The organism is Bradyrhizobium vignae (genome assembly GCF_004114425.1).
Lineage (GTDB): Bacteria > Pseudomonadota > Alphaproteobacteria > Rhizobiales > Xanthobacteraceae > Bradyrhizobium > Bradyrhizobium vignae.
Map to the genome: position 1 here is coordinate 1 of NZ_RDQF01000045.1, position 18516 is coordinate 18516.

Here is an 18516-nt window from a genome sequence, read left to right on the forward strand (position 1 = left end):
AAGCACCGTTTCTTCGTCCCGACCTGCCGTCACAAAGACGCCGCGCGCCGCGGCCGTCAAAGGCTGGCCGTCGCCCTGGCCTCAACTCCATCTCCGCTGCCGCCAGGCCACGCCTTGACGGCCGCAAACGGCGTCATGCTACCCTCAGCGATCGGGCGAATCTAATGGTTGCTACGAGACCTCCACCCGACGAAACCTACGCTCCCCGCTCCATCATCCCCTGCAGCCGCACCAGCTCCGCCTCCAGATCGCGCTCCACATCCACTGCCCGGATGTCGAGCACCCGATAATCCCGCGCCTCGAGCCAGGCCCGCCGTCCCGCGCGGTCGGCGGCGATCGCCTCGCCCTCGCCCGGGTTCACCAGCTCGATCGCGATCCGGTGCGGGAAGGAGACGAAGTCCGGGATGTGGCGCCCCACCGGGGTCTGGCGCTTGAACCCACCTGCGAAGCGGCGATCACGCGTCAGCGCCTGCCAGAGCAGGCGTTCGGCGTCGGTCGGGTTGCGGCGGAGCAGGCGGGCAAGGCCGCGCACCGTCGAGCCGCTATCGGGGATGCCGCCGCCCTGCCCGTGCTCGGCCAGCAGCGCGCGCAGGCGCGTCGCCTGCTCGCCGTCGAGCACGCCGCCCTTGGCCGGACCCTTGCGGCCCTCGGCGATCGCCATGATCACGCCGTGCAGGGTGTGCATGTCCTGCTTGGTCGGCTCCATCCGGGTGAAGATGTTGCGCAGGTTCACCAGCATGGTGTCGCGCTTCTCGGCCGGCCGCAAAAACTCGACCTTGTCGAGCTCGCGCACGAGATTGTCGAAGAAGGCCTGCATCTGGTGCTGCGAGGCGCGCTCGGATCTTTCAGGCATGGCGTGCGGCAGCGCGCCCGAGGTCGCCTGCTTGAACCATTCATAGCCGACCAGCAGCACGGCCTGGGCGAGATTGAGCGAGGCAAAGCCCGGATTGACCGGGAAGGTGATGATGCGGTTGGCGAGCCCGACCTCCTCGTTGGTCAGGCCCCAGCGCTCCCTGCCGAACAGGATGCCGGCCTTGCCCCTGCTGGCAATGTGCCCCGAGATCTCGGCGGCTGCCGCCTCCGGCCCGACCACAGGCTTGGCCTGGTCGTGGGCGCGAGCGGTGGTGGCGAACAGGAGGTCGAGGTCGGCGACCGCCTCCTCCACCGTGCCGAACAATTCGACCTTTTCCAGAATGTGGTCGGCGCCCGCGGCGGAGCGCTGGGCAGCGATGTTGGGCCAGCCGTCCCTGGGATTGACGATGCGAAGCCGGCTCAGGGCAAAGTTGCCCATGGCGCGTGCGGCCATGCCGATGTTTTCGCCGAGCTGCGGCTCGACCAGGATGACGATGGGACCGTCGAGGGAAAGGCCCGCCTTGCTCTTGTCAGTCCCCGACATCTCGCTTCGCTTTCACACTGTCTCTCAAGGCCTTGGCAAGGCCACCTGAGGAATTGATTCAAGCGGTCCCCAGGACCGGGCCGCCCTCGCGGTCTGTCGTTTGCCTGTCCTGACAAAATTCTCAAGGGAAATAACGGGTTGGATTCGACTTTTGAATCTCGTCTGAAACCTCGCCCCTGCCCGCCGCCCCCGCTCCCCACCTGGGGAAGCTGGATGAGCTAAAAGTGCATAATCCCTTGGCTTTCGCCCGCTGCTATCAGGTGCTAAGAGGCGGCGGATATTCCCGTGGCGCAACAAAAGCGCCGTTCCCAAGAGGCTTCCCCGATCATGGCAAAAATCAAGGTATCCAATCCCGTCGTCGAGCTCGATGGCGACGAGATGACCCGGATCATCTGGCAGTACATCAAGGACAAGTTGATCAACCCGTTCCTGGATGTCGAGCTGCTCTATTTCGACCTGGGCATGGAGTACCGCGATCACACCAACGATCAGGTCACGATCGACGCCGCCGAGGCGATCAAGAAGGTCGGTGTCGGCGTCAAGTGCGCCACCATCACCCCCGATGAAGCCCGGGTGAAGGAGTTCAATCTCAAGCAGATGTGGAAGTCGCCGAACGGCACCATCCGCAACATCCTCGGCGGCGTGATCTTCCGCGAGCCGATCATCTGCAAGAACGTGCCGCGCCTGGTTCCCGGCTGGACCAAGCCGATCATCATCGGCCGCCACGCCTATGGCGACCAGTACCGCGCCACCGACATCAAGTTCCCGGGCAAGGGTACCCTCTCGTTGAAGTTCGTCGGCGAGGACGGCACCGTGATCGAGAAGGAAGTGTTCAAGGCCCCCGGCGCCGGCGTCGCCATGGAGATGTACAATCTCGACGACTCCATCATCGACTTCGCCCGCGCCTCCTTCAATTACGGCCTGCTCCGCAATTACCCGGTTTACCTGTCGACCAAGAACACCATCCTCAAGGTCTACGACGGGCGCTTCAAGGACATCTTCCAGGACATCTTCGACCGCGAGTTCAAGAAGGAATTCGACGCCAAGGGCCTCACTTACGAGCACCGCCTGATCGACGACATGGTCGCCTCGGCGCTGAAATGGTCCGGCGGCTATGTCTGGGCCTGTAAGAACTACGACGGCGACGTGCAGTCCGACACGGTCGCGCAGGGCTACGGCTCGCTCGGCCTGATGACCTCGGTGCTGCTCACCCCCGACGGCAAGACTGTCGAGGCCGAAGCCGCCCACGGCACGGTGACCCGCCATTACCGCGAGCACCAGAAGGGCAAGGAGACCTCGACCAACTCGATCGCCTCGATCTTCGCCTGGACCCGTGGCCTCGCCCACCGCGCCAAGCTCGACAACAACCCCGAGCTTGCCAAGTTCGCGGCCACGCTGGAGAAGGTCTGCGTCGACACCGTCGAGGCCGGTTACATGACCAAGGACCTCGCGCTCCTGGTCGGCGCCGACCAGCGCTGGCTCTCGACCACCGGCTTCCTCGATAAGGTCGCCGAGAACCTGACCAAGGCGCTGGCGGCGTAAGCCGCCTGCACGCTGTCATTGCGAGCGAAGCGAAGCAATCCAGGATCCCTCCGGGGAAACAGTCTGGATTTGCTTCGTCGCTTCAGCGACAAGATTGCCTTGCAATCTTGTCGCGCGCTCCTCGCAATGACGGACGCTGGCGAGCATCGCCGTTCTCAGCTGATAGGAGTGCAGCGAAGCTATTCGCTGCGTCCTCCGCCTTCCTTCTCCGCCTGCGCCAGCTCGGCGAGCGCGAGATCGCCGCTGTCGGCAAGCCTTGCCTTGGCAGTGGTGTGGACGTGGGCGGCAAGCGTCGGCATGCGCGCGATCAGGGCGTGAAAATCCTGGGCATCGAGCACCAGCAGGCGCGTCTTGCGGGTCGCCGTCACCGTGCCGCTGCGCTTGGTTTTGTGCAGCAGCGCGATCTCGCCGAAGAAGGTGCCGTCGGATAGCCGCACATGCTGGCTCGGCAGCGCGATCTCGACCTCGCCGGCGGTAATGAAATACATGGACGACGCCGGATCGCCCCGTCGCACCAGAATCTCGCCCTGCTCGATGGTGCGCGCCCGCAAGAGCCGCATGATGTCGGCGATCTCCGCGGCCGCCAGATGCGAGAACAGCGGCACCCGCGCCAGCATGCCCCAGGTGACGACGAAATCGCGCCGCTTCACCTCTTCCGCGAATGCGGTCGAGATGATCGCGACCGGCAGCGCGATCATGGCGAAGCCCGAGATGATGGCGAAGGTGGAGATGAACTTGCCGAGCGGCGTCAGCGGCACGACGTCGCCGTAGCCGACGGTGCCGAGCGTTACGATCGCCCACCACATCGCCTGCGGGATGGTGCCGAGCTTGTCCGGCTGCACGTCGTGCTCGATGGCATAGAGCAGCGAGGCGAAGGTCAGCACCGCGCCGATCAGGATGACGATGCAGCCGATCAGCGCCCGCCGCTCGGCATGCACCGCGGCGAGCAGCGAGCGCATCGCCGGCGAATAACGGATCAGCTTGAAGAACGGCAGCACGCCGAGGGCTGCCAGCGTCGCGTGCCGGCCGGTCGCGAGCACGATTGCCGCTGGCAGGAACGCCATGAGATCGATGATGCCGAGCGCAGAAAAGGCATAGCCCAGCCGGTCGGACAGCGCCGATCCTCTGCCTTGGGTATGCCCCGCCACCGTCCACAGCCGCGCCGCATATTCCAGCGCGAACACGAGCACGGACAGGATGGAGATGCCTGCGAACAGCGCGCCAAACCGGGCGTCGAGCTCCGGCACCGAGGCGAGGATCATCGCGGCTACATTGAGCACGACCACGCCGATGATCAGCTGGATGAAGCGCGACCCGACCGAATAGGCCAGCGGATCGTGCTCCAGCAATTCGTAGAGGCGATCCCGTAAGTTCGGATCGCGAAGCCCACGTCCTCGCGGAACGGTGGACATGGGGCTTTAAGCGCCCGCCATCGCTTTTTCGATCGCCGACAGCGCCGCGGCCGCCTTGGCCCCATCGGGGCCGCCGGCCTGGGCCATGTCGGGCCGGCCGCCGCCGCCCTTGCCGCCGAGCGCTTCGGACGCGATGCGCACGAGGTTCACGGCGTTGAAGCGCGCGGTGAGGTCTTGCGTGACGCCGACCACGACACCGGCCTTGCCGTCCTCGGTGACGCCGACGATGGCGACGACCCCCGAGCCGAGCTGCTTCTTGCCGTCATCGGCAAGGCTCTTGAGATCCTTCATCTCGATGCCCTCGACGGCGCGCGCCATCAGCTTGACGTCGCCGACCTCGCGCACGCCCGCGGCAGCGCCATTGCTGGCGGCGGCAGCGCCACCGCCCATCGCCAGCTTCTTGCGGGCGTCGGAGAGCTCGCGCTCAAGCTTCTTGCGCTCCTCCATCAGCGCGGCGATGCGCGCCGGCACGTCGTCGAGGGAGGTGCGCAGCTCGTTCGCCGCGGTCTTCGCCAGCGCCATGGTCTCGTTGGCGTGCCTGCGCGCATAATTGCCGGTCAGCGCCTCGATGCGGCGCACGCCGGAGGCGACCGCGCTCTCGCTGGTCAGCGTGATCAGGCCGATGTCGCCGGTGCGCCTCACATGAGTGCCGCCGCAGAGCTCGACCGACCAGCCGAGGGCGTTGGCGCCGCGCTCGCGCGCGGTCTTGCCCATCGAGACGACGCGGACCTCGTCACCATACTTTTCGCCGAACAGCGCGCGCGCTCCCGCCTCCCGCGCCTCGTCGACGCCCATCACGCGAGTGGTGACCTCGTCGTTCTCCAGCACCACGTCATTGGCGATATCCTCGACGCGAGCGAGCTCCTCGGCCGTGATCGGCTTCGGATGCACGAAGTCGAAGCGCAGCCGGTCGGGTGCGACCAGCGAGCCGCGCTGGGCGATGTGGTCGCCGAGCACCTGGCGCAGCGCCTCGTGGATCAGATGCGTCGCCGAGTGATGCGCGCGGATCGAGGAGCGGCGCGAATGATCGACCTCGAGCTGCAGCGCAGCGCCGAGCTTCAGCTCTCCACTCTCGACCGCGCCGATGTGAACGAAGAGATCGCCGAGCTTCTTCTGCGTGTCGGTGACGCGGAATTTGAGGCCGCCCTCGCCCGTCAGCACGCCGGTGTCGCCGACCTGACCACCGGACTCCGCATAGAACGGCGTCTGGTTGAGCACGATCGAACCCGTCTCGCCGGCTTTGAGGCTGGCAACTTCCTGGCCGTCCTTGACCAGGGCGGAGACGACGCCCTCGGCGCTCTCGGTCTCGTAGCCCAGAAATTCGGTGGCGCCGAGCTTCTCACGCAGCGGGAACCAGATTGCCTCGGAAGCCGCTTCACCTGACCCCTTCCAGGACTCGCGTGCCTTGGCCTTCTGGCGCTCCATGGCGTCGTTGAACGAAGCCTGGTCGACGCCGATGCCGCGCGACTTCAGCGCGTCCTGCGTCAGATCGAGCGGGAAGCCATAGGTGTCGTACAGCGTGAAGGCGACATCGCCGTCGAACATGTCGCCCTTTTTCAGACCTGCGCTCTTCTCATCGAGGATGGCCAAGCCGCGCGACAGCGTCTTGCGGAAGCGGGTCTCTTCCAGCCGCAGCGTTTCCTCGATCAGCTTCTCCGCGCGCATCAGCTCGGGGTAAGCCTGGCCCATCTCGCGCACCAGCGCCCAGACCAGCCGGTGCATCAAGGGCTCTTTCGCACCCAGCAGCTGCGCATGGCGCATCGCACGCCGCATGATCCGGCGCAGCACGTAGCCGCGGCCCTCGTTCGAAGGCAGCACGCCGTCGGAGACGAGGAAGGCCGAGGAGCGCAAGTGGTCGGCGATGACGCGGAACGAGGCCGCATTCTGCTCGGTCGGTCCGCTGCCCAGCGCGGACGCGGTCGCGTCGATCAGGTTACGGAACAGGTCGGTCTCGAACACGCTCTCGACGCCCTGGAGGATGCAGGCCATGCGCTCCAGGCCCATGCCGGTGTCGATCGAGGGACGCGGCAGATCCACGCGTTCCTCCTTCGTCACCTGCTCGTATTGCATGAACACGAGATTCCAGAATTCGAGGAAGCGATCGCCGTCCTCCTCCGGCGAGCCCGGAGGCCCGCCCCAGATGTGCTCGCCGCGGTCGATGAAGATCTCCGAGCAAGGGCCGCACGGCCCGGTGTCGCCCATCGCCCAGAAATTGTCCGAAGTCGGGATACGGATGATGCGGTCGTCGGCGAAGCCCGCGATCTTCTTCCACAGGCCCGCCGCCTCATCGTCGGTGTGATAGACCGTGACGAGCAGCTTGTCCTTCTTCAGCCCGAACTCGGAGGTGATCAGCTTCCAGGCGAGCTCGATCGCGCGCTCCTTGAAATAGTCGCCGAACGAGAAATTGCCGAGCATCTCGAAGAAGGTGAGATGGCGCGCGGTGTAGCCGACATTGTCGAGGTCGTTGTGCTTGCCGCCGGCGCGCACGCATTTCTGCGAGGTGGTGGCGCGCTGATACGGGCGCTTCTCGACGCCGGTGAAGACGTTCTTGAACTGCACCATGCCGGCATTGGTGAACATCAAGGTCGGGTCGTTGCGCGGCACGAGTGGCGAGGACGGCACGACCTCGTGGCCGTTCTCGGCAAAGAAGTTCAGAAAGGTCGACCTGATCTCGTTGACGCCGCTCATGTTCATCCAATCGGGTATGCTTGGGCCCGCTGCCGCCGTCCAAACCGGAAATTAAGGCTGATATCTGCGGGCCAAAGCGCTTTTAGACAAGGCCAGCTTCGCTGTCCAGAAACTGTGCAAGGAGATCAGAGGGTTGCCGCAGGCGCGCAATCCCGTTGAAAGGCACAGAAGTCGCGTTGACAGGCTTGGCCGGCCTGTGGTCTCTACCCATCTGTATCGTACGGCCACGTCGGGAGAGACCGGCACTGGTGCCGGCGCCGAAGGAGCAACCGCCCCGGAAACTCTCAGGCAAAAGGACCGCGTGGCTTTGACAGCATCTGGAAAGAGGCGCCGACGGGCATAAGACCCGGACTGCGTCCGCCGACGGGATAATACTCTCAGGCACAGCGACAGATGGGGCTTCGACCGGTGTCCATCGGGGAATCCTCCCCGGGAACCGCCGAGGGCCCCTTAGATGCTAGCGAATAACCAAGACTCCCTGAAACGTACACCCCTCCACAGCCTCCATGTGTCCCTGGGCGGCAAGATGGCGCCGTTCGCGGGCTATGACATGCCCGTGCAGTACCCCGCGGGCGTCCTGAAGGAGCACCTTCATACCCGGGCCTCCGCCGGCCTGTTCGACGTCTCCCATATGGGCCAGATCGCGCTCCGGCCGAAATCCGGGAGGATCGAGGACGCCGCCCGCGCGCTGGAGCGGCTGGTGCCGCAGGATATCGTGGCGATCGCGCCGGGGCGGCAGCGCTACGCCCAGTTCACCAATGCGGACGGCGGCATTCTCGACGATCTGATGGTCGCCAATTTGGGCGATCACCTGTTCCTGGTCGTCAACGCCGCCTGCAAGGCTGAGGACGAGGCGCATCTGCGCGCGAATCTCTCTGGCGACTGCATCATCGATTCGCTGGAAGGCCGCGCGCTGATCGCGCTGCAGGGCCCGAAGGCGGAAACGGTGCTGGCGAAATTCTGTGCAGAGGCCCCGGCGATGAAGTTCATGGACGCCGGTCCGCATGAGGTTGCCGGCATCAAGTGCTTCGTCTCGCGTTCAGGCTACACCGGCGAGGACGGTTTTGAGATCTCGGTTCCCGCCGCCGATGCCGAACGCCTCGCCAAGATGCTGCTGGATAATCCGGACGTGCTGCCGATCGGCCTGGGCGCCCGCGACAGCCTGCGGCTGGAAGCCGGGCTCTGCCTGTACGGCCACGACATCGACACCGCGACCACGCCGGTCGAAGCCGCGCTGGAATGGTCGGTACAGAAGAGCCGCCGCAGCGGCGGGACGCGCGCCGGCGGTTTTCCCGGCGCAGAGAAGATCCTCGCCCATTTCGATGGCGGCGCGCCCCGCCGCCGCGTCGGACTGCTCGCCCTGGGCCGCGCGCCGGTGCGCGAGGGCGCGCTACTTTTTGCCGACGCTGCGGGCGGCGAGCCCATCGGACAAGTCACCTCGGGCGGTTTCGGCCCGAGCCTGAGCGCGCCGGTCGCGATGGGCTACGTGCCTGCGAGCCTCGCCGCGCTCGGCACAAAACTCTTCGCCGAGGTGCGCGGTCAGCGACTGCCGCTCGCAGTCGCCGCCATGCCTTTCGTGAAAAACACCTACAAACGCTGAGGACGAGACAATGACCACGACGCTGTACACCTCCGACCACGAATGGCTCGCCATCGACGGCGATACCGCCACGGTCGGCATCACCGATTACGCGCAGCAGCAGCTCGGCGACGTCGTGTTCGTCGAATTGCCCAAGGTCGGCCGCGCGCTGAAGAAGGCCGAAGCCGCCGCCGTCGTGGAATCGGTGAAGGCCGCCTCCGACGTCTACGCACCTGTTACCGGCGAAGTGCTCGAGACCAACGAGGCGCTGGCCGCCGAACCGGCGCTGGTGAACTCGGACGCGCAAGGCGCGGCCTGGTTCTTCAAGATCAAGATCGCCGACAAAAGCGAGCTCGGCGGCCTCATGGATGAAGCCGCCTACAAGGCCCACACGGCGTGAGATGACGAGAACTCTAACCTCATTCTCAGTGTCATCACCCGCGAAGGCGGGTGATCCAGTACGCCGCGGCCCATCGGCCCTAGCCGAAACGCCTGCGTTTACTGGATGCCCCGCCTTCGCGGGGCATGACAGCAACTCCTAGCGAGGACCCATGATGACCGCGCACCGCAAATCCAATGGCGACACCGCCGCCAGTTTCGTTCGCCGCCACATCGGCCCCTCAGTGCGCGATGTCACCGCAATGCTCGAGACAGTCGGCGCCAAGAGCGTCGATGCGCTGATGGCGGAGACGCTGCCGGCCTCGATCCGGCAGGCATCGCCTCTCGATCTCGGCAAGCCGCTCAGCGAAACCGAGGCGATCGCGCATATGGCCGAGCTCGCAGCCCAGAACCAGGTCTTCACCTCGCTGATCGGCCAGGGCTATTCCGGCACCATCCTGCCTGCGGTGATCCAGCGCAACATCCTGGAGAACCCGGCCTGGTACACGGCCTATACGCCCTACCAGCCCGAGATCAGCCAGGGCCGGCTGGAGGCGCTGTTCAACTTCCAGACCATGATCTGCGACCTCACCGGGCTCGACGTCGCCAACGCCTCGCTGCTCGATGAAGCGACCGCGGCGGCCGAGGCGATGGCGCTCGCCGAGCGGCACTCGCAGGTGAAGGCAAAAGCTTTCTTCGTCGACAAGGACGTGCATCCGCAGACGCTGGCGGTGATGCGCACCCGCGCCGAGCCGCTCGGCTGGAATCTGGTGGTCGGTGATCCCCTCACCGATCTCGACAAATCAGACGTGCTCGGCGCGCTGCTGCAATATCCGGGTTCTTCCGGCGCATTGCGCGACCTCAGGCCCGCGATCGCGTCGTTGAAGGCCAGGGGCGCGCTCGCGATCGTTGCCGCCGACCTGCTGGCACTGACGCTGCTCGCCTCGCCCGGCGAGCTCGGTGCCGACATCGCCATCGGCTCTGCCCAGCGCTTTGGCGTGCCGATGGGCTATGGCGGCCCGCACGCGGCCTATATGGCGGTGCGCGATGCGCTGAAGCGCTCGCTGCCCGGCCGTATCGTCGGCCTCTCCGTGGATTCGCGCGGGGCACCTGCCTATCGTCTCGCGCTGCAGACCCGCGAGCAGCACATCCGCCGCGAGAAGGCGACCTCCAACATCTGCACCGCGCAGGTGCTGCTGGCCGTCATCGCTTCGATGTATGCGGTCTATCACGGCCCCGAAGGCTTGACGCAGATCGCCCGCAACGTGCATCGCCGCACCGCCGTGCTCGCGGCCGGCCTGCGCAAGCTCGGCTTCGCGCCGCAATCCGACAGCTTCTTCGATACGGTGACGGTCGATGCCGGCGGCAAGCGCGACGAGATCATCGCGCGCGCGACCGCTGAGAAGATCAATCTCGGCCTCGGCCATGGCGCCTTGCGTATCGCCCTCGACGAGACCACGACGCCCGCGACCGTGGAAGCAGTCTGGCGCGCTTTCGGCGGCACGCTCGCCTATGCCGAGATCGATGCAGCGACACGCGAGGCGCTGCCGGACGGCTTGAAGCGCACGACCGCGTTCCTCACCCATCCCGTCTTCCACGCGCATCGCTCGGAGACGGAGATGCTGCGCTACATGCGCAAGCTCAGTGACCGCGACCTCGCGCTCGACCGCGCCATGATCCCGCTCGGATCCTGCACCATGAAGCTGAACGCGACCACCGAGATGATGCCGCTGACCTGGCCGGAATTCGGCAGCCTGCATCCGTTCGTCCCGCGCGAGCAGGCGGCCGGCTATCACGCGCTGTTCGCGCGGCTGGAAAAATGGCTGTGCGACATCACCGGCTACGACGCGATCTCGCTGCAGCCGAATTCGGGCGCGCAGGGCGAATATGCCGGCCTGCTCGCGATCCGCGCCTATCACGCTTCGCGCGGAGATACGCATCGCAAGATCTGCCTGATCCCTTCCTCCGCCCACGGCACCAATCCCGCCTCGGCCGCGATGGTCGGCATGGAGGTGGTGGTGGTCGCCTGCGAGAAGAACGGTGACGTCGACGTCAATGATCTCCGCGCCAAGGCGGAGAAGCATTCCAACGATCTCGCCGCTGTCATGATCACCTATCCCTCGACGCATGGCGTGTTCGAGGAGCATATCCGCGAGATCTGCGACATCGTGCACGGCCATGGCGGCCAGGTATATCTCGATGGCGCCAATCTCAATGCGCAGGTCGGCCTGGCGCGGCCCGGCGACTACGGCGCCGATGTCAGCCATCTCAACCTGCACAAGACCTTCTGCATCCCGCATGGCGGCGGCGGCCCCGGCATGGGCCCGATCGGTGTGAAAGCGCACCTCGCGCCGTTCCTTCCCGGTCATCCGGCGACGAACGGCGACGCTCCCGTCGGCCCGGTCTCGGCCGCTCCGGTCGGCTCGGCCTCGATCCTCACCATCTCCTACATCTACATCCTGATGATGGGCGGCGAAGGCCTGAAACGCGCCACCGAGATCGCGATCCTCAACGCCAATTACATCGCAGCGCGCCTCGAACCGCATTTCCCGGTGCTCTACAAGAATGCGAGGGGCCGCGTCGCGCATGAGTGCATCGTGGATCCGCGTCCGCTGAAGACGACGTCTGGTGTTACGGTGGACGACATCGCAAAGCGCCTGATCGATTACGGCTTCCATGCCCCGACCATGAGCTTCCCGGTGCCGGGCACGCTGATGATCGAGCCGACCGAATCGGAATCGAAGGCCGAGCTCGACCGCTTCTGCGATGCCATGATCGCGATCCGGAAAGAAATCGCCGAGGTCGAGGCCGGCCGCTTCAAAATCGAGGCTTCGCCCTTGCGCCACGCCCCGCACACCGTGCACGACATCGCCGACGACGATTGGAAGCGTGCCTATACCCGCAGCGAAGGCTGCTTCCCGGACGGCATCTCGCGCACCGACAAATATTGGTGCCCCGTGGGCCGCGTCGACAACGTCTACGGCGATCGTAACCTGGTGTGCTCCTGCCCGCCGGTGAGCGACTACGCGGAAGCTGCGGAGTAGGACGCGACGGCGGTCTCGTAGGGTGGGCAAAGCGCAAGCGTGCCCACCACCTTTCGCCGCGTTAGACGATGGTGGGCACGGCGCAAGTGCGCCTTTGCCTACCCTACGGCATCGAATGCGCCGCTAGGGCGCAATCAACAATCGGCTTTCGCGATCCCATCGCCAGAGCTTTTCGTTGGTGAGCTCCGTCCCGCCCCACCAGCGATAGATTCGGTTGTGGCGCCACATATCGTCCTCGCGCGCAAAGATGGAGCGCCCGAGTTCAGTCAGCGTGACCTTCCACTCGCTCCTGCCGAAGTAACGATCCTCATTGTCGAACGCCGGATCGCCTAACAAGACCGGCGGCGCCGAATACGCCCCCAGTTCCAGCAAGGCATCGCGCGCGTCGTTTTCGTCGAACACATCGCGCATCCACCACGCCTCGGTGACACGCCTTGGGTCCGTGTGCCCATCGTTCACGAAGTCCAGGATATCCATTTCGCTCGCACCTAGGCCCGTCACACTGTCCGGAAGCTCTTCAAGCAACGCGATGAGTGCCGGCCGAAGTCTCGGCAGGATCGTCAGATCCGTCATCAGAAGATCGAAACAGGGCTTTGGCGTTTCAGCCCGATAGGCTTGCCAGGCGCGGCTTGCCGTCACCAAATGGGTCTCGGTCACCTCGAAGGCCGGCAGCTTCCACTTTGCGACGGATTCTGGAGCATAGTGCGCAACATGATCGTCCGTGTGCACTAGGCTCAGCTTCGTCGTGATTTCTTTGTACGGGCGAAGTAGGTCCAGCAACCAGACCAGCACCAGCTGATCGTTAGGGCGAGAATCGACCCATATTTCAATTGAATCGAACTTGGCGCACAGCTCGAAGAAACCGATATCGCGCGTGCCGAAACCGTCGAGCGAACCACGACAGGAATCATCGAGCCAATGATCGCCGGAATTGCCGTGCTTTGCCGAACGGCGCTCCAGCCCCATCAAGAGCTGTTCCTCGGGAGGCAATTTCCTCCACACGAAGCGTAGATAGAATCCAAGCACGACATTCGCGAGGCGCGACTGGCGAAGCACGTCTTCGTCAAGATGGTTCGTGGATAAGATCAAATGGGACACGGACGCCTCTCAAAATTGATGCGCAATTCACGAAGACTGAGAGCCACGCGCACCCACCTTAGCGAGGCGCGATCAACGAGCGAGTCTCAGGATCCCACCGCCAAAGCTTTTCGTTGGTGAGTTCCGTCCCACCCCACCAGCGATGGATCGGGTTGTGCTGGAGGAAATCCGCCTCTCCTGCCAGCACCGCATTCCCGAGATCCGTAAGTGACAGGCGGGATTGCTTGTACCGGGCGTGACGGACAGCATCGTTGTGCATGTCGAGCGTAAACGGCCCCTCCTCCAGCCCGGATACGGCCGGCACCGGACAGCGCGCGAGCCCGTCGAGCAGCGCGCCCACCTCCCAATAGTCGAAGACGCGACGCTCGTTGCGCTTGTGATGTCCCGGAAAGACGTCGAAGGGCTGCAGGCCGCCCCCGGGCGATGAGCTGGAGTATCCGCAGCTCCGTGGCTCCAAGGCCCGAAGCCGGGCGCGGCAGCTCTTCGAGAAGAGCTGTCCTGTCAGGAGCAAGGTTAGGCAGCCAGCTCAAATTCGTGAGATTGCACCAGCTTTGCGGGGTCGGCGCACAATAGGCCCGCCATGCACGGCTGGCCGATTTGAGTTGGAGAGGTGTGATCCGGACGACCGGCGGGTAGGATTCCCTTCGCGGTGGGTCGACGTCCCCGACGCCCAAGAACAGAGCGCGGACGACAAAGGCGGGATTCGCATCGCGTCGGCGGCACCAATGATCGAGCAGCCAGAGCAGGATTAATTGGCCATTTGGCCCTGGTCCCCGCCAAAACTCAACCGAGTCGTATTCTCCCAGCAGTTCGATGAATCCTCGATCCTTCGCACCTGATTCCTCGAGGCGCCAGGGCGGCGTATCGTCAAGCCAATGAAGCCCGTGCGACTGCGTCGTGCGTGGCGCGAAAAACGCATCAAGCTCCGCATCAGACGGCAATTGTCCCCAAACGAGCCGGCGCTCGATCGCGATCACGAGGCCGGCGATGCCGGCTCGTTGAATGGCGCCGGCGATGGACGAGTCTGTCGTGACAATGAGTCGTGTCATGACGCTGCCCTCTCCCCGATGGTCCTACTTTTTCCCCGGAAGAGAATCCCAGCGCAGCGTGAGAAGCGCGCCGAGCCCGGCGAGCGAACTGATTCCCAACAGAACGATTGCCATCAGCATCGAATATTTGCGCGTGCGCTTGGCGTGCCGCGTTTGAACAACAAGCATGACCTGCCCCATTTACTCATGAACTGACGCTAGCAAGCGTTGACCAAGCCTAGTGTTGGTCAACGTGACGATGCAACCTGAGAATGTATCGGGGACTAGAACTGCAAAACAAAACGGGCACCGAAGACGTCGGCAACTCAAACGTCCTCAGTGCCCGCTCCTCGCGAAAAACTTTCCGCGTTAAGGCTTACTCGTCCGCCGGCTCCTCGCCGTCGGCGTCGCGCTCGGGCGTGCCGGCCAAAATCTGCTCGGCGATCAGGCCGGAGTTCTGGCGGATCGCGGTCTCGATCTTGGCGGTGATATCGGGATTGGCCTTCAGGAACGCTTTCGAGTTCTCGCGGCCCTGGCCGAGGCGCTGGCTGTCATAGGAGAACCAGGCGCCGGACTTCTCGACGATGCCGGCCTTGACGCCGAGATCGAGGATCTCGCCCATCTTGGAAACGCCCTCGCCGTACATGATGTCGAACTCGACCTGCTTGAAGGGCGGGGCCAGCTTGTTCTTGACCACCTTGACGCGCGTGGTGTTGCCGACCACCTCGTCGCGCTCCTTGATCGCACCGATGCGGCGGATGTCGAGGCGGACGGAGGCGTAGAATTTCAGCGCATTGCCGCCGGTGGTGGTTTCCGGCGAGCCGTACATCACGCCGATCTTCATGCGGATCTGGTTGATGAAGATCACCATGGTGTTGGACTTGTTGATGGAGGCGGTCAGCTTGCGCAGCGCCTGGCTCATCAACCGCGCTTGAAGACCCGGCAGCGCATCGCCCATCTCGCCCTCGAGTTCGGCCTTCGGCACCAGCGCCGCGACCGAATCGACCACCATCACGTCCACCGCGCCGGAGCGCACCAAGGTGTCGCAGATCTCCAGCGCCTGCTCACCGGTGTCGGGCTGCGAGATCAGGAGCTCGTCGATGTTGACGCCCAGCTTGCGGGCATAGACCGGATCGAGCGCGTGCTCGGCGTCGATGAAGGCGCAGATGCCGCCCTTCTTCTGCGCTTCCGCCACCGTATGCAGCGCCAGCGTGGTCTTGCCGGAGGATTCCGGCCCGTAGATCTCGACGATGCGCCCCTTGGGCAGGCCGCCGATACCGAGCGCGATATCGAGCCCGAGCGAGCCGGAGGACACCGCCTCGATGTCCATGGACCGGTCGTTCTTGCCGAGCTTCATCACCGAGCCCTTACCGAACTGGCGCTCGATCTGAGAGAGCGCGGCGGCCAGAGCTTTACTCTTGTCCATGGAAGATCCTTCGACGATACGCAGGGCAGTTGCGGACATTGGGTCGTGCTCCTTATGGCGAGGATTCGCTAGGGGGACAAACGATTGAGAGGCGGGCCGGCGATAAAAACAATGTACCCTATTTGTTCCAGGTTCGCAATATGTTCTTTTGCGATCTTGACTCGGAAACTCTGATGCTGCCTGCAAAACAGACGAGAATATTGAACGTCTTGCAAATCTGACGGATGGGCTAACCTCTCACAACGAGTCCAGAGAGACTGGCGCATAACGGACTGTCCTAATCCGCCTCTGCGGGTGTCGGATATCGAACAGACTATTCCGGAGCTATCAGCCAGAGTGACAGCATCCGGGATTTTGCGATTCCCTCCCGGGGCTGGACCAACGTCGCCCGCCGTATTGCAAGCGGGCGACGTTGTTGCTGTGGGGGTCTCCTAGTCTGCCCTCGCGGGTGTCCTAATTAGGACAGTACCCGATTAGGCCCCCCTCAATGCCACCGACGGCGCTCGATCCATGACCCGCATCAAGAATGCGCGGCCGGCGTGTCGTCATCTTTCCGTAATCCTACGGCACCGAACCTTTTCGCGGTCTCCGGCTTCTGGGGGATGGGACCGCAACTCTGGGGATCGTAACCATGACCGACGACAACACGCACAATGATGCGATCAGGCGCAATCCGCTGCTGGAGGCAGCGCGCGAGGAGATGGTGAAGTTCGAGCGCAAGGAAAACGAATTCCGCAAGAAGGACCGTGAAGAGCGCGCCGCCGAGCTCCATCTTCCGCTGAACGAATTCAAGATCCACTAGGCTCCGCCAGGACCGGCCTCCGGAGCGCCCCGCCCCGCGGTGGGGCGGCAGGCGGCCGGTCCAAAGGGGGATCGCCAGATCTCGATCCGGCCTCGCGCGTCGGGCTGCATGGTCGAAAAGACGGGCGCGCGGACACTTAAGGTATCTAAATACTACCTGCAAGCTATTGGCAGATCAAGGAAATTTCCCAGCACCCTACTGTGCATGGGGTTGTTTTCCAATTTTTTGAAAGTCGCGCTGTGCCCAGCGCCGTCCATTGGAAGGCGCGGCCTCCATTCCTCGGCGGGCGTACCCCTCTACAGCACCGCGAGCAGCACCAGGCCGATGACCAGCACGACGAAGCCAGCCGCCGTCGCGGCGGCGAATGACCGCTCTACGTTATCCATGATGCCACCCCGTTTTCGGCGCGCCACGTTTCCCCCATGGCTGCGCCGAACGGATCAGATCTTGCCGATGCGTGTGTCCGCAGTGGTGCGAGCGGATGTCGAAATTGGGACCGGTGCGGGGCCTGTCTGCGGCCTTTCGATCGCGACCTTCACGGCGGCCGATCCGGCCAGCCGCCAGACCAGGCCAGATCCGGACGCGCCGCCTGTCAGGCTGCCGTAAGCTGAACCGGCTAGGGTCGCCCGGCTATGGTGTTGCAGCCCAGCACCTCAGCCTCCAATAACTCTCTGCCCCGCTTGGCTCTCCCCAGGCGGGGCCTTTTCACGCCAGCCGGCGGCGCGCGGGTCTCGCTCCTCCCGGGTCAGGCGCAGCGAGAAGGCGCGGATCGCGGGCGCGGCCAGCAGCACGATCGGCAGCATCGCGGCCCATGCGATCAGCCACGACACCATCCAGTGCCGAACGAAGATCATCGGGCTGCCTGCAGGAAAGCTGGCGATGCCCGCCGCGATCAGCGAGGTCAGTCCGGACTGGATGACTCCGAAAACGAAATGAGAATAGCGGCGGGGAATGCCGAGCATGAGGCGTCCACGGTTGCTTGCCGTGATCAGGCAAGCAAGGCACATGCCGTCACCTCGAGCGGCTCTGGAACGCCACCTTGCAGGCACGCCCTGCCCGGCGCCCGCATGCTTTTGGACGGATTTCAGGAACTCTGTTCATGGTCGGAGAACCACGGAATACCAGCGCTAGCCGGCTGTGCTTCGCGGCTTGCGGCAGATTTTGCTTGTCTCTGGAATATTGTGACTATTGTGACGCCCAACATGTTTGCAGGCATGAAAGGTGAATCGTGGGAGGCGACCATGAATCACGGGGGCGTCGAGTTCACCGTGGCCAAGACAAGCGATTCCCGGAGTCTGGCAGTGGCAGTTCCGCATCGGCGAGCAGGTCAAGACCGGCAGGACCGAGACGAAGATTGACCTGCTGGCGATCCGGCGCGTGCAGCTGCGCAACGATAGGGTCGCGCGAAAGACGGCCTCAACCGGCCGGGAGAGATCGGCAATGCTCGCAAGCGACTCAGCGCGCCACGGGGTTTTCTGAGGTTTGTCCGTAGCCACCCGGAATTGATCTGACGGTGGTTTGGGATTGCACTGTATGCGCCCAGGGCCTTGGGGGGCGAGGCACCATGTGCGCGATCGGTGCCAGCCATGCCGCTCTATTTCTTCCGAATCCGCAACGGCCGTCATTCCGGTTGCGCCGAGCAGGCGACGGAGTTTGCCGATCGTAATGCGGCCTGGAAGGAGATGACGAGTGTCTGCGCCGACATGAGCGCCGGCATCGCCCGCAAGCTCCAGGAAAATTCCGAATGGCACATGGAGCTGCTGGACGAGGCCAAGGAGCCGGTGTTCCGGATCCGCATCGTTGCCGAAACCTTCGACTAGCAAGGCCTTTCGGATCAGGCCCGCGTCAGTCCGCGCTGGGCAGCCGCCGCATGGTGAACTCGATATCGCCGCCGGGCAGCTCGCGCCAGGTCTCGACCGCGCTCATATAGCCGGCCTTGGGGTAGCGGGCAAAGAAGGCCTGCGCCCTTTCCCGCGCCTCAGCACGCGGTAGCGTGAAGGTCTCGCGCAGATAGCCGTCGCCGGCCGTCTGGCCCGGCTTGCCGGCCATCTTGCGCCGGCGCGCCATCCGCTCGGCGAGATCCCGCGGACGATCGGCCATGTCATGCCCTCCTCTACGCGCTA

Annotated in this window: 16 protein-coding genes, 1 pseudogene and 1 riboswitch; of the genes and pseudogenes, 8 read left to right on the plus strand and 9 right to left on the minus strand. The window is 64.4% G+C overall.

Features of this window, described 5'->3' with window-relative positions; all coding sequences use genetic code 11:
• Positions 1-196 precede the first annotated feature (196 nt).
• Positions 197-1396 (minus strand): TrmJ/YjtD family RNA methyltransferase, encoded by a 1200-nt coding sequence (locus EAV90_RS28615; protein ID WP_129145397.1) that lies wholly within the window; start codon positions 1394-1396, stop codon positions 197-199.
• A 327-nt stretch (positions 1397-1723) separates the two neighbouring features.
• Here EAV90_RS28615 and EAV90_RS28620 point away from each other — a divergent pair, with 327 nt between their 5' ends.
• The gene (locus EAV90_RS28620; RefSeq protein ID WP_122402470.1) at positions 1724-2938 is read left to right on the plus strand and encodes an NADP-dependent isocitrate dehydrogenase; all 1215 of its coding nucleotides are present in this window, start codon (positions 1724-1726) and stop codon (positions 2936-2938) included.
• A gap of 179 nt (positions 2939-3117) precedes the next feature.
• Here the strand turns inward: EAV90_RS28620 and EAV90_RS28625 are convergent, their stop codons facing one another.
• The gene (locus EAV90_RS28625; RefSeq protein ID WP_129145398.1) at positions 3118-4350 is read right to left on the minus strand and encodes a cyclic nucleotide-gated ion channel; all 1233 of its coding nucleotides are present in this window, start codon (positions 4348-4350) and stop codon (positions 3118-3120) included.
• Between the two features lie 6 nt (positions 4351-4356).
• Positions 4357-7038, minus strand: coding sequence for an alanine--tRNA ligase (gene alaS, locus EAV90_RS28630; protein ID WP_162500209.1), 2682 nt, complete (start codon positions 7036-7038; stop codon positions 4357-4359).
• Positions 7039-7258: 220 nt separating this feature from the next.
• Positions 7259-7347: riboswitch (glycine riboswitch) on the plus strand.
• A gap of 145 nt (positions 7348-7492) precedes the next feature.
• Between alaS and gcvT the strand changes: the two genes are divergently transcribed.
• The 3 genes from gcvT to gcvP all read left to right on the plus strand — a co-directional run bounded on the left by gcvT (position 7493) and on the right by gcvP (position 12039).
• Entirely contained in the window at positions 7493-8638 is a 1146-nt protein-coding gene (gcvT, locus tag EAV90_RS28635; RefSeq protein ID WP_129145399.1) for a glycine cleavage system aminomethyltransferase GcvT, read from the plus strand.
• A gap of 10 nt (positions 8639-8648) precedes the next feature.
• Positions 8649-9017 (plus strand): glycine cleavage system protein GcvH, encoded by a 369-nt coding sequence (gene gcvH, locus EAV90_RS28640; RefSeq protein WP_129145400.1) that lies wholly within the window; start codon positions 8649-8651, stop codon positions 9015-9017.
• Between the two features lie 154 nt (positions 9018-9171).
• On the plus strand, positions 9172-12039 hold the full coding sequence (gene gcvP / locus EAV90_RS28645) for an aminomethyl-transferring glycine dehydrogenase (RefSeq protein WP_164937147.1): 2868 nt from the start codon (positions 9172-9174) through the stop codon (positions 12037-12039).
• A 123-nt stretch (positions 12040-12162) separates the two neighbouring features.
• On the opposite strand, the gene EAV90_RS28650 is transcribed toward gcvP, so the two are convergent.
• The 4 genes from EAV90_RS28650 to recA form a co-directional block, all read right to left on the minus strand.
• The gene (locus tag EAV90_RS28650; protein WP_244607957.1) at positions 12163-13137 is read right to left on the minus strand and encodes a hypothetical protein; all 975 of its coding nucleotides are present in this window, start codon (positions 13135-13137) and stop codon (positions 12163-12165) included.
• A gap of 58 nt (positions 13138-13195) precedes the next feature.
• On the minus strand, positions 13196-13477 hold the full coding sequence (locus EAV90_RS40850; protein ID WP_245509643.1) for a hypothetical protein: 282 nt from the start codon (positions 13475-13477) through the stop codon (positions 13196-13198).
• A 733-nt stretch (positions 13478-14210) separates the two neighbouring features.
• Positions 14211-14366: a hypothetical protein gene (locus EAV90_RS39725; RefSeq protein ID WP_160118816.1), complete on the minus strand. Its 156-nt coding sequence runs from the start codon at positions 14364-14366 to the stop codon at positions 14211-14213.
• 175 nt (positions 14367-14541) lie between these two features.
• The gene (recA, locus tag EAV90_RS28660; RefSeq protein WP_129145402.1) at positions 14542-15630 is read right to left on the minus strand and encodes a recombinase RecA; all 1089 of its coding nucleotides are present in this window, start codon (positions 15628-15630) and stop codon (positions 14542-14544) included.
• 592 nt (positions 15631-16222) lie between these two features.
• Between recA and EAV90_RS28665 the strand changes: the two genes are divergently transcribed.
• Together EAV90_RS28665 and EAV90_RS39730 are read left to right on the plus strand one after the other, a co-directional pair.
• Positions 16223-16393 carry a hypothetical protein gene (locus tag EAV90_RS28665; RefSeq protein ID WP_164937143.1) on the plus strand — a complete coding sequence of 57 codons (171 nt, stop codon included), beginning with the start codon at positions 16223-16225 and terminating at the stop codon, positions 16391-16393.
• A 453-nt stretch (positions 16394-16846) separates the two neighbouring features.
• Positions 16847-16999 carry a hypothetical protein gene (locus EAV90_RS39730; RefSeq protein WP_164937144.1) on the plus strand — a complete coding sequence of 51 codons (153 nt, stop codon included), beginning with the start codon at positions 16847-16849 and terminating at the stop codon, positions 16997-16999.
• 47 nt (positions 17000-17046) lie between these two features.
• On the opposite strand, the gene EAV90_RS28670 is transcribed toward EAV90_RS39730, so the two are convergent.
• Complete coding sequence (locus EAV90_RS28670) at positions 17047-17355, minus strand: DUF2798 domain-containing protein (RefSeq protein ID WP_245509644.1); 309 nt, start codon at positions 17353-17355, stop codon at positions 17047-17049.
• A gap of 279 nt (positions 17356-17634) precedes the next feature.
• Between EAV90_RS28670 and EAV90_RS40855 the strand changes: the two are divergent.
• Positions 17635-17872, plus strand: a pseudogene (locus EAV90_RS40855) (hypothetical protein).
• 107 nt (positions 17873-17979) lie between these two features.
• Positions 17980-18213 (plus strand): DUF6894 family protein, encoded by a 234-nt coding sequence (locus EAV90_RS28680; RefSeq protein WP_122402462.1) that lies wholly within the window; start codon positions 17980-17982, stop codon positions 18211-18213.
• A gap of 25 nt (positions 18214-18238) precedes the next feature.
• Here the strand turns inward: EAV90_RS28680 and EAV90_RS28685 are convergent, their stop codons facing one another.
• Complete coding sequence (locus EAV90_RS28685) at positions 18239-18493, minus strand: hypothetical protein (protein WP_122402461.1); 255 nt, start codon at positions 18491-18493, stop codon at positions 18239-18241.
• Positions 18494-18516 lie beyond the last annotated feature (23 nt).

What these genes read in the sequence shown, in the direction of transcription:
- EAV90_RS28685 (WP_122402461.1), bottom strand. Translation starts at nt 18,493, where the DNA reads ATGGCCGATCGTCCGCGGGATCTCGCCGAGCGGATGGCGCGCCGGCGC.
- alaS (WP_162500209.1), bottom strand. Translation starts at nt 7,038, where the DNA reads ATGAGCGGCGTCAACGAGATCAGGTCGACCTTTCTGAACTTCTTTGCC.
- EAV90_RS39730 (WP_164937144.1), top strand. Translation starts at nt 16,847, where the DNA reads ATGCGTGTGTCCGCAGTGGTGCGAGCGGATGTCGAAATTGGGACCGGT.
- recA (WP_129145402.1), bottom strand. Translation starts at nt 15,630, where the DNA reads ATGTCCGCAACTGCCCTGCGTATCGTCGAAGGATCTTCCATGGACAAG.
- EAV90_RS28620 (WP_122402470.1), top strand. Translation starts at nt 1,724, where the DNA reads ATGGCAAAAATCAAGGTATCCAATCCCGTCGTCGAGCTCGATGGCGAC.
- gcvP (WP_164937147.1), top strand. Translation starts at nt 9,172, where the DNA reads ATGACCGCGCACCGCAAATCCAATGGCGACACCGCCGCCAGTTTCGTT.
- EAV90_RS28665 (WP_164937143.1), top strand. Translation starts at nt 16,223, where the DNA reads ATGACCGACGACAACACGCACAATGATGCGATCAGGCGCAATCCGCTG.
- gcvT (WP_129145399.1), top strand. Translation starts at nt 7,493, where the DNA reads ATGCTAGCGAATAACCAAGACTCCCTGAAACGTACACCCCTCCACAGC.
- EAV90_RS28680 (WP_122402462.1), top strand. Translation starts at nt 17,980, where the DNA reads ATGCCGCTCTATTTCTTCCGAATCCGCAACGGCCGTCATTCCGGTTGC.
- EAV90_RS39725 (WP_160118816.1), bottom strand. Translation starts at nt 14,366, where the DNA reads ATGGGGCAGGTCATGCTTGTTGTTCAAACGCGGCACGCCAAGCGCACG.
- EAV90_RS28670 (WP_245509644.1), bottom strand. Translation starts at nt 17,355, where the DNA reads ATGCTCGGCATTCCCCGCCGCTATTCTCATTTCGTTTTCGGAGTCATC.
- EAV90_RS28615 (WP_129145397.1), bottom strand. Translation starts at nt 1,396, where the DNA reads ATGTCGGGGACTGACAAGAGCAAGGCGGGCCTTTCCCTCGACGGTCCC.
- gcvH (WP_129145400.1), top strand. Translation starts at nt 8,649, where the DNA reads ATGACCACGACGCTGTACACCTCCGACCACGAATGGCTCGCCATCGAC.
- EAV90_RS28625 (WP_129145398.1), bottom strand. Translation starts at nt 4,350, where the DNA reads ATGTCCACCGTTCCGCGAGGACGTGGGCTTCGCGATCCGAACTTACGG.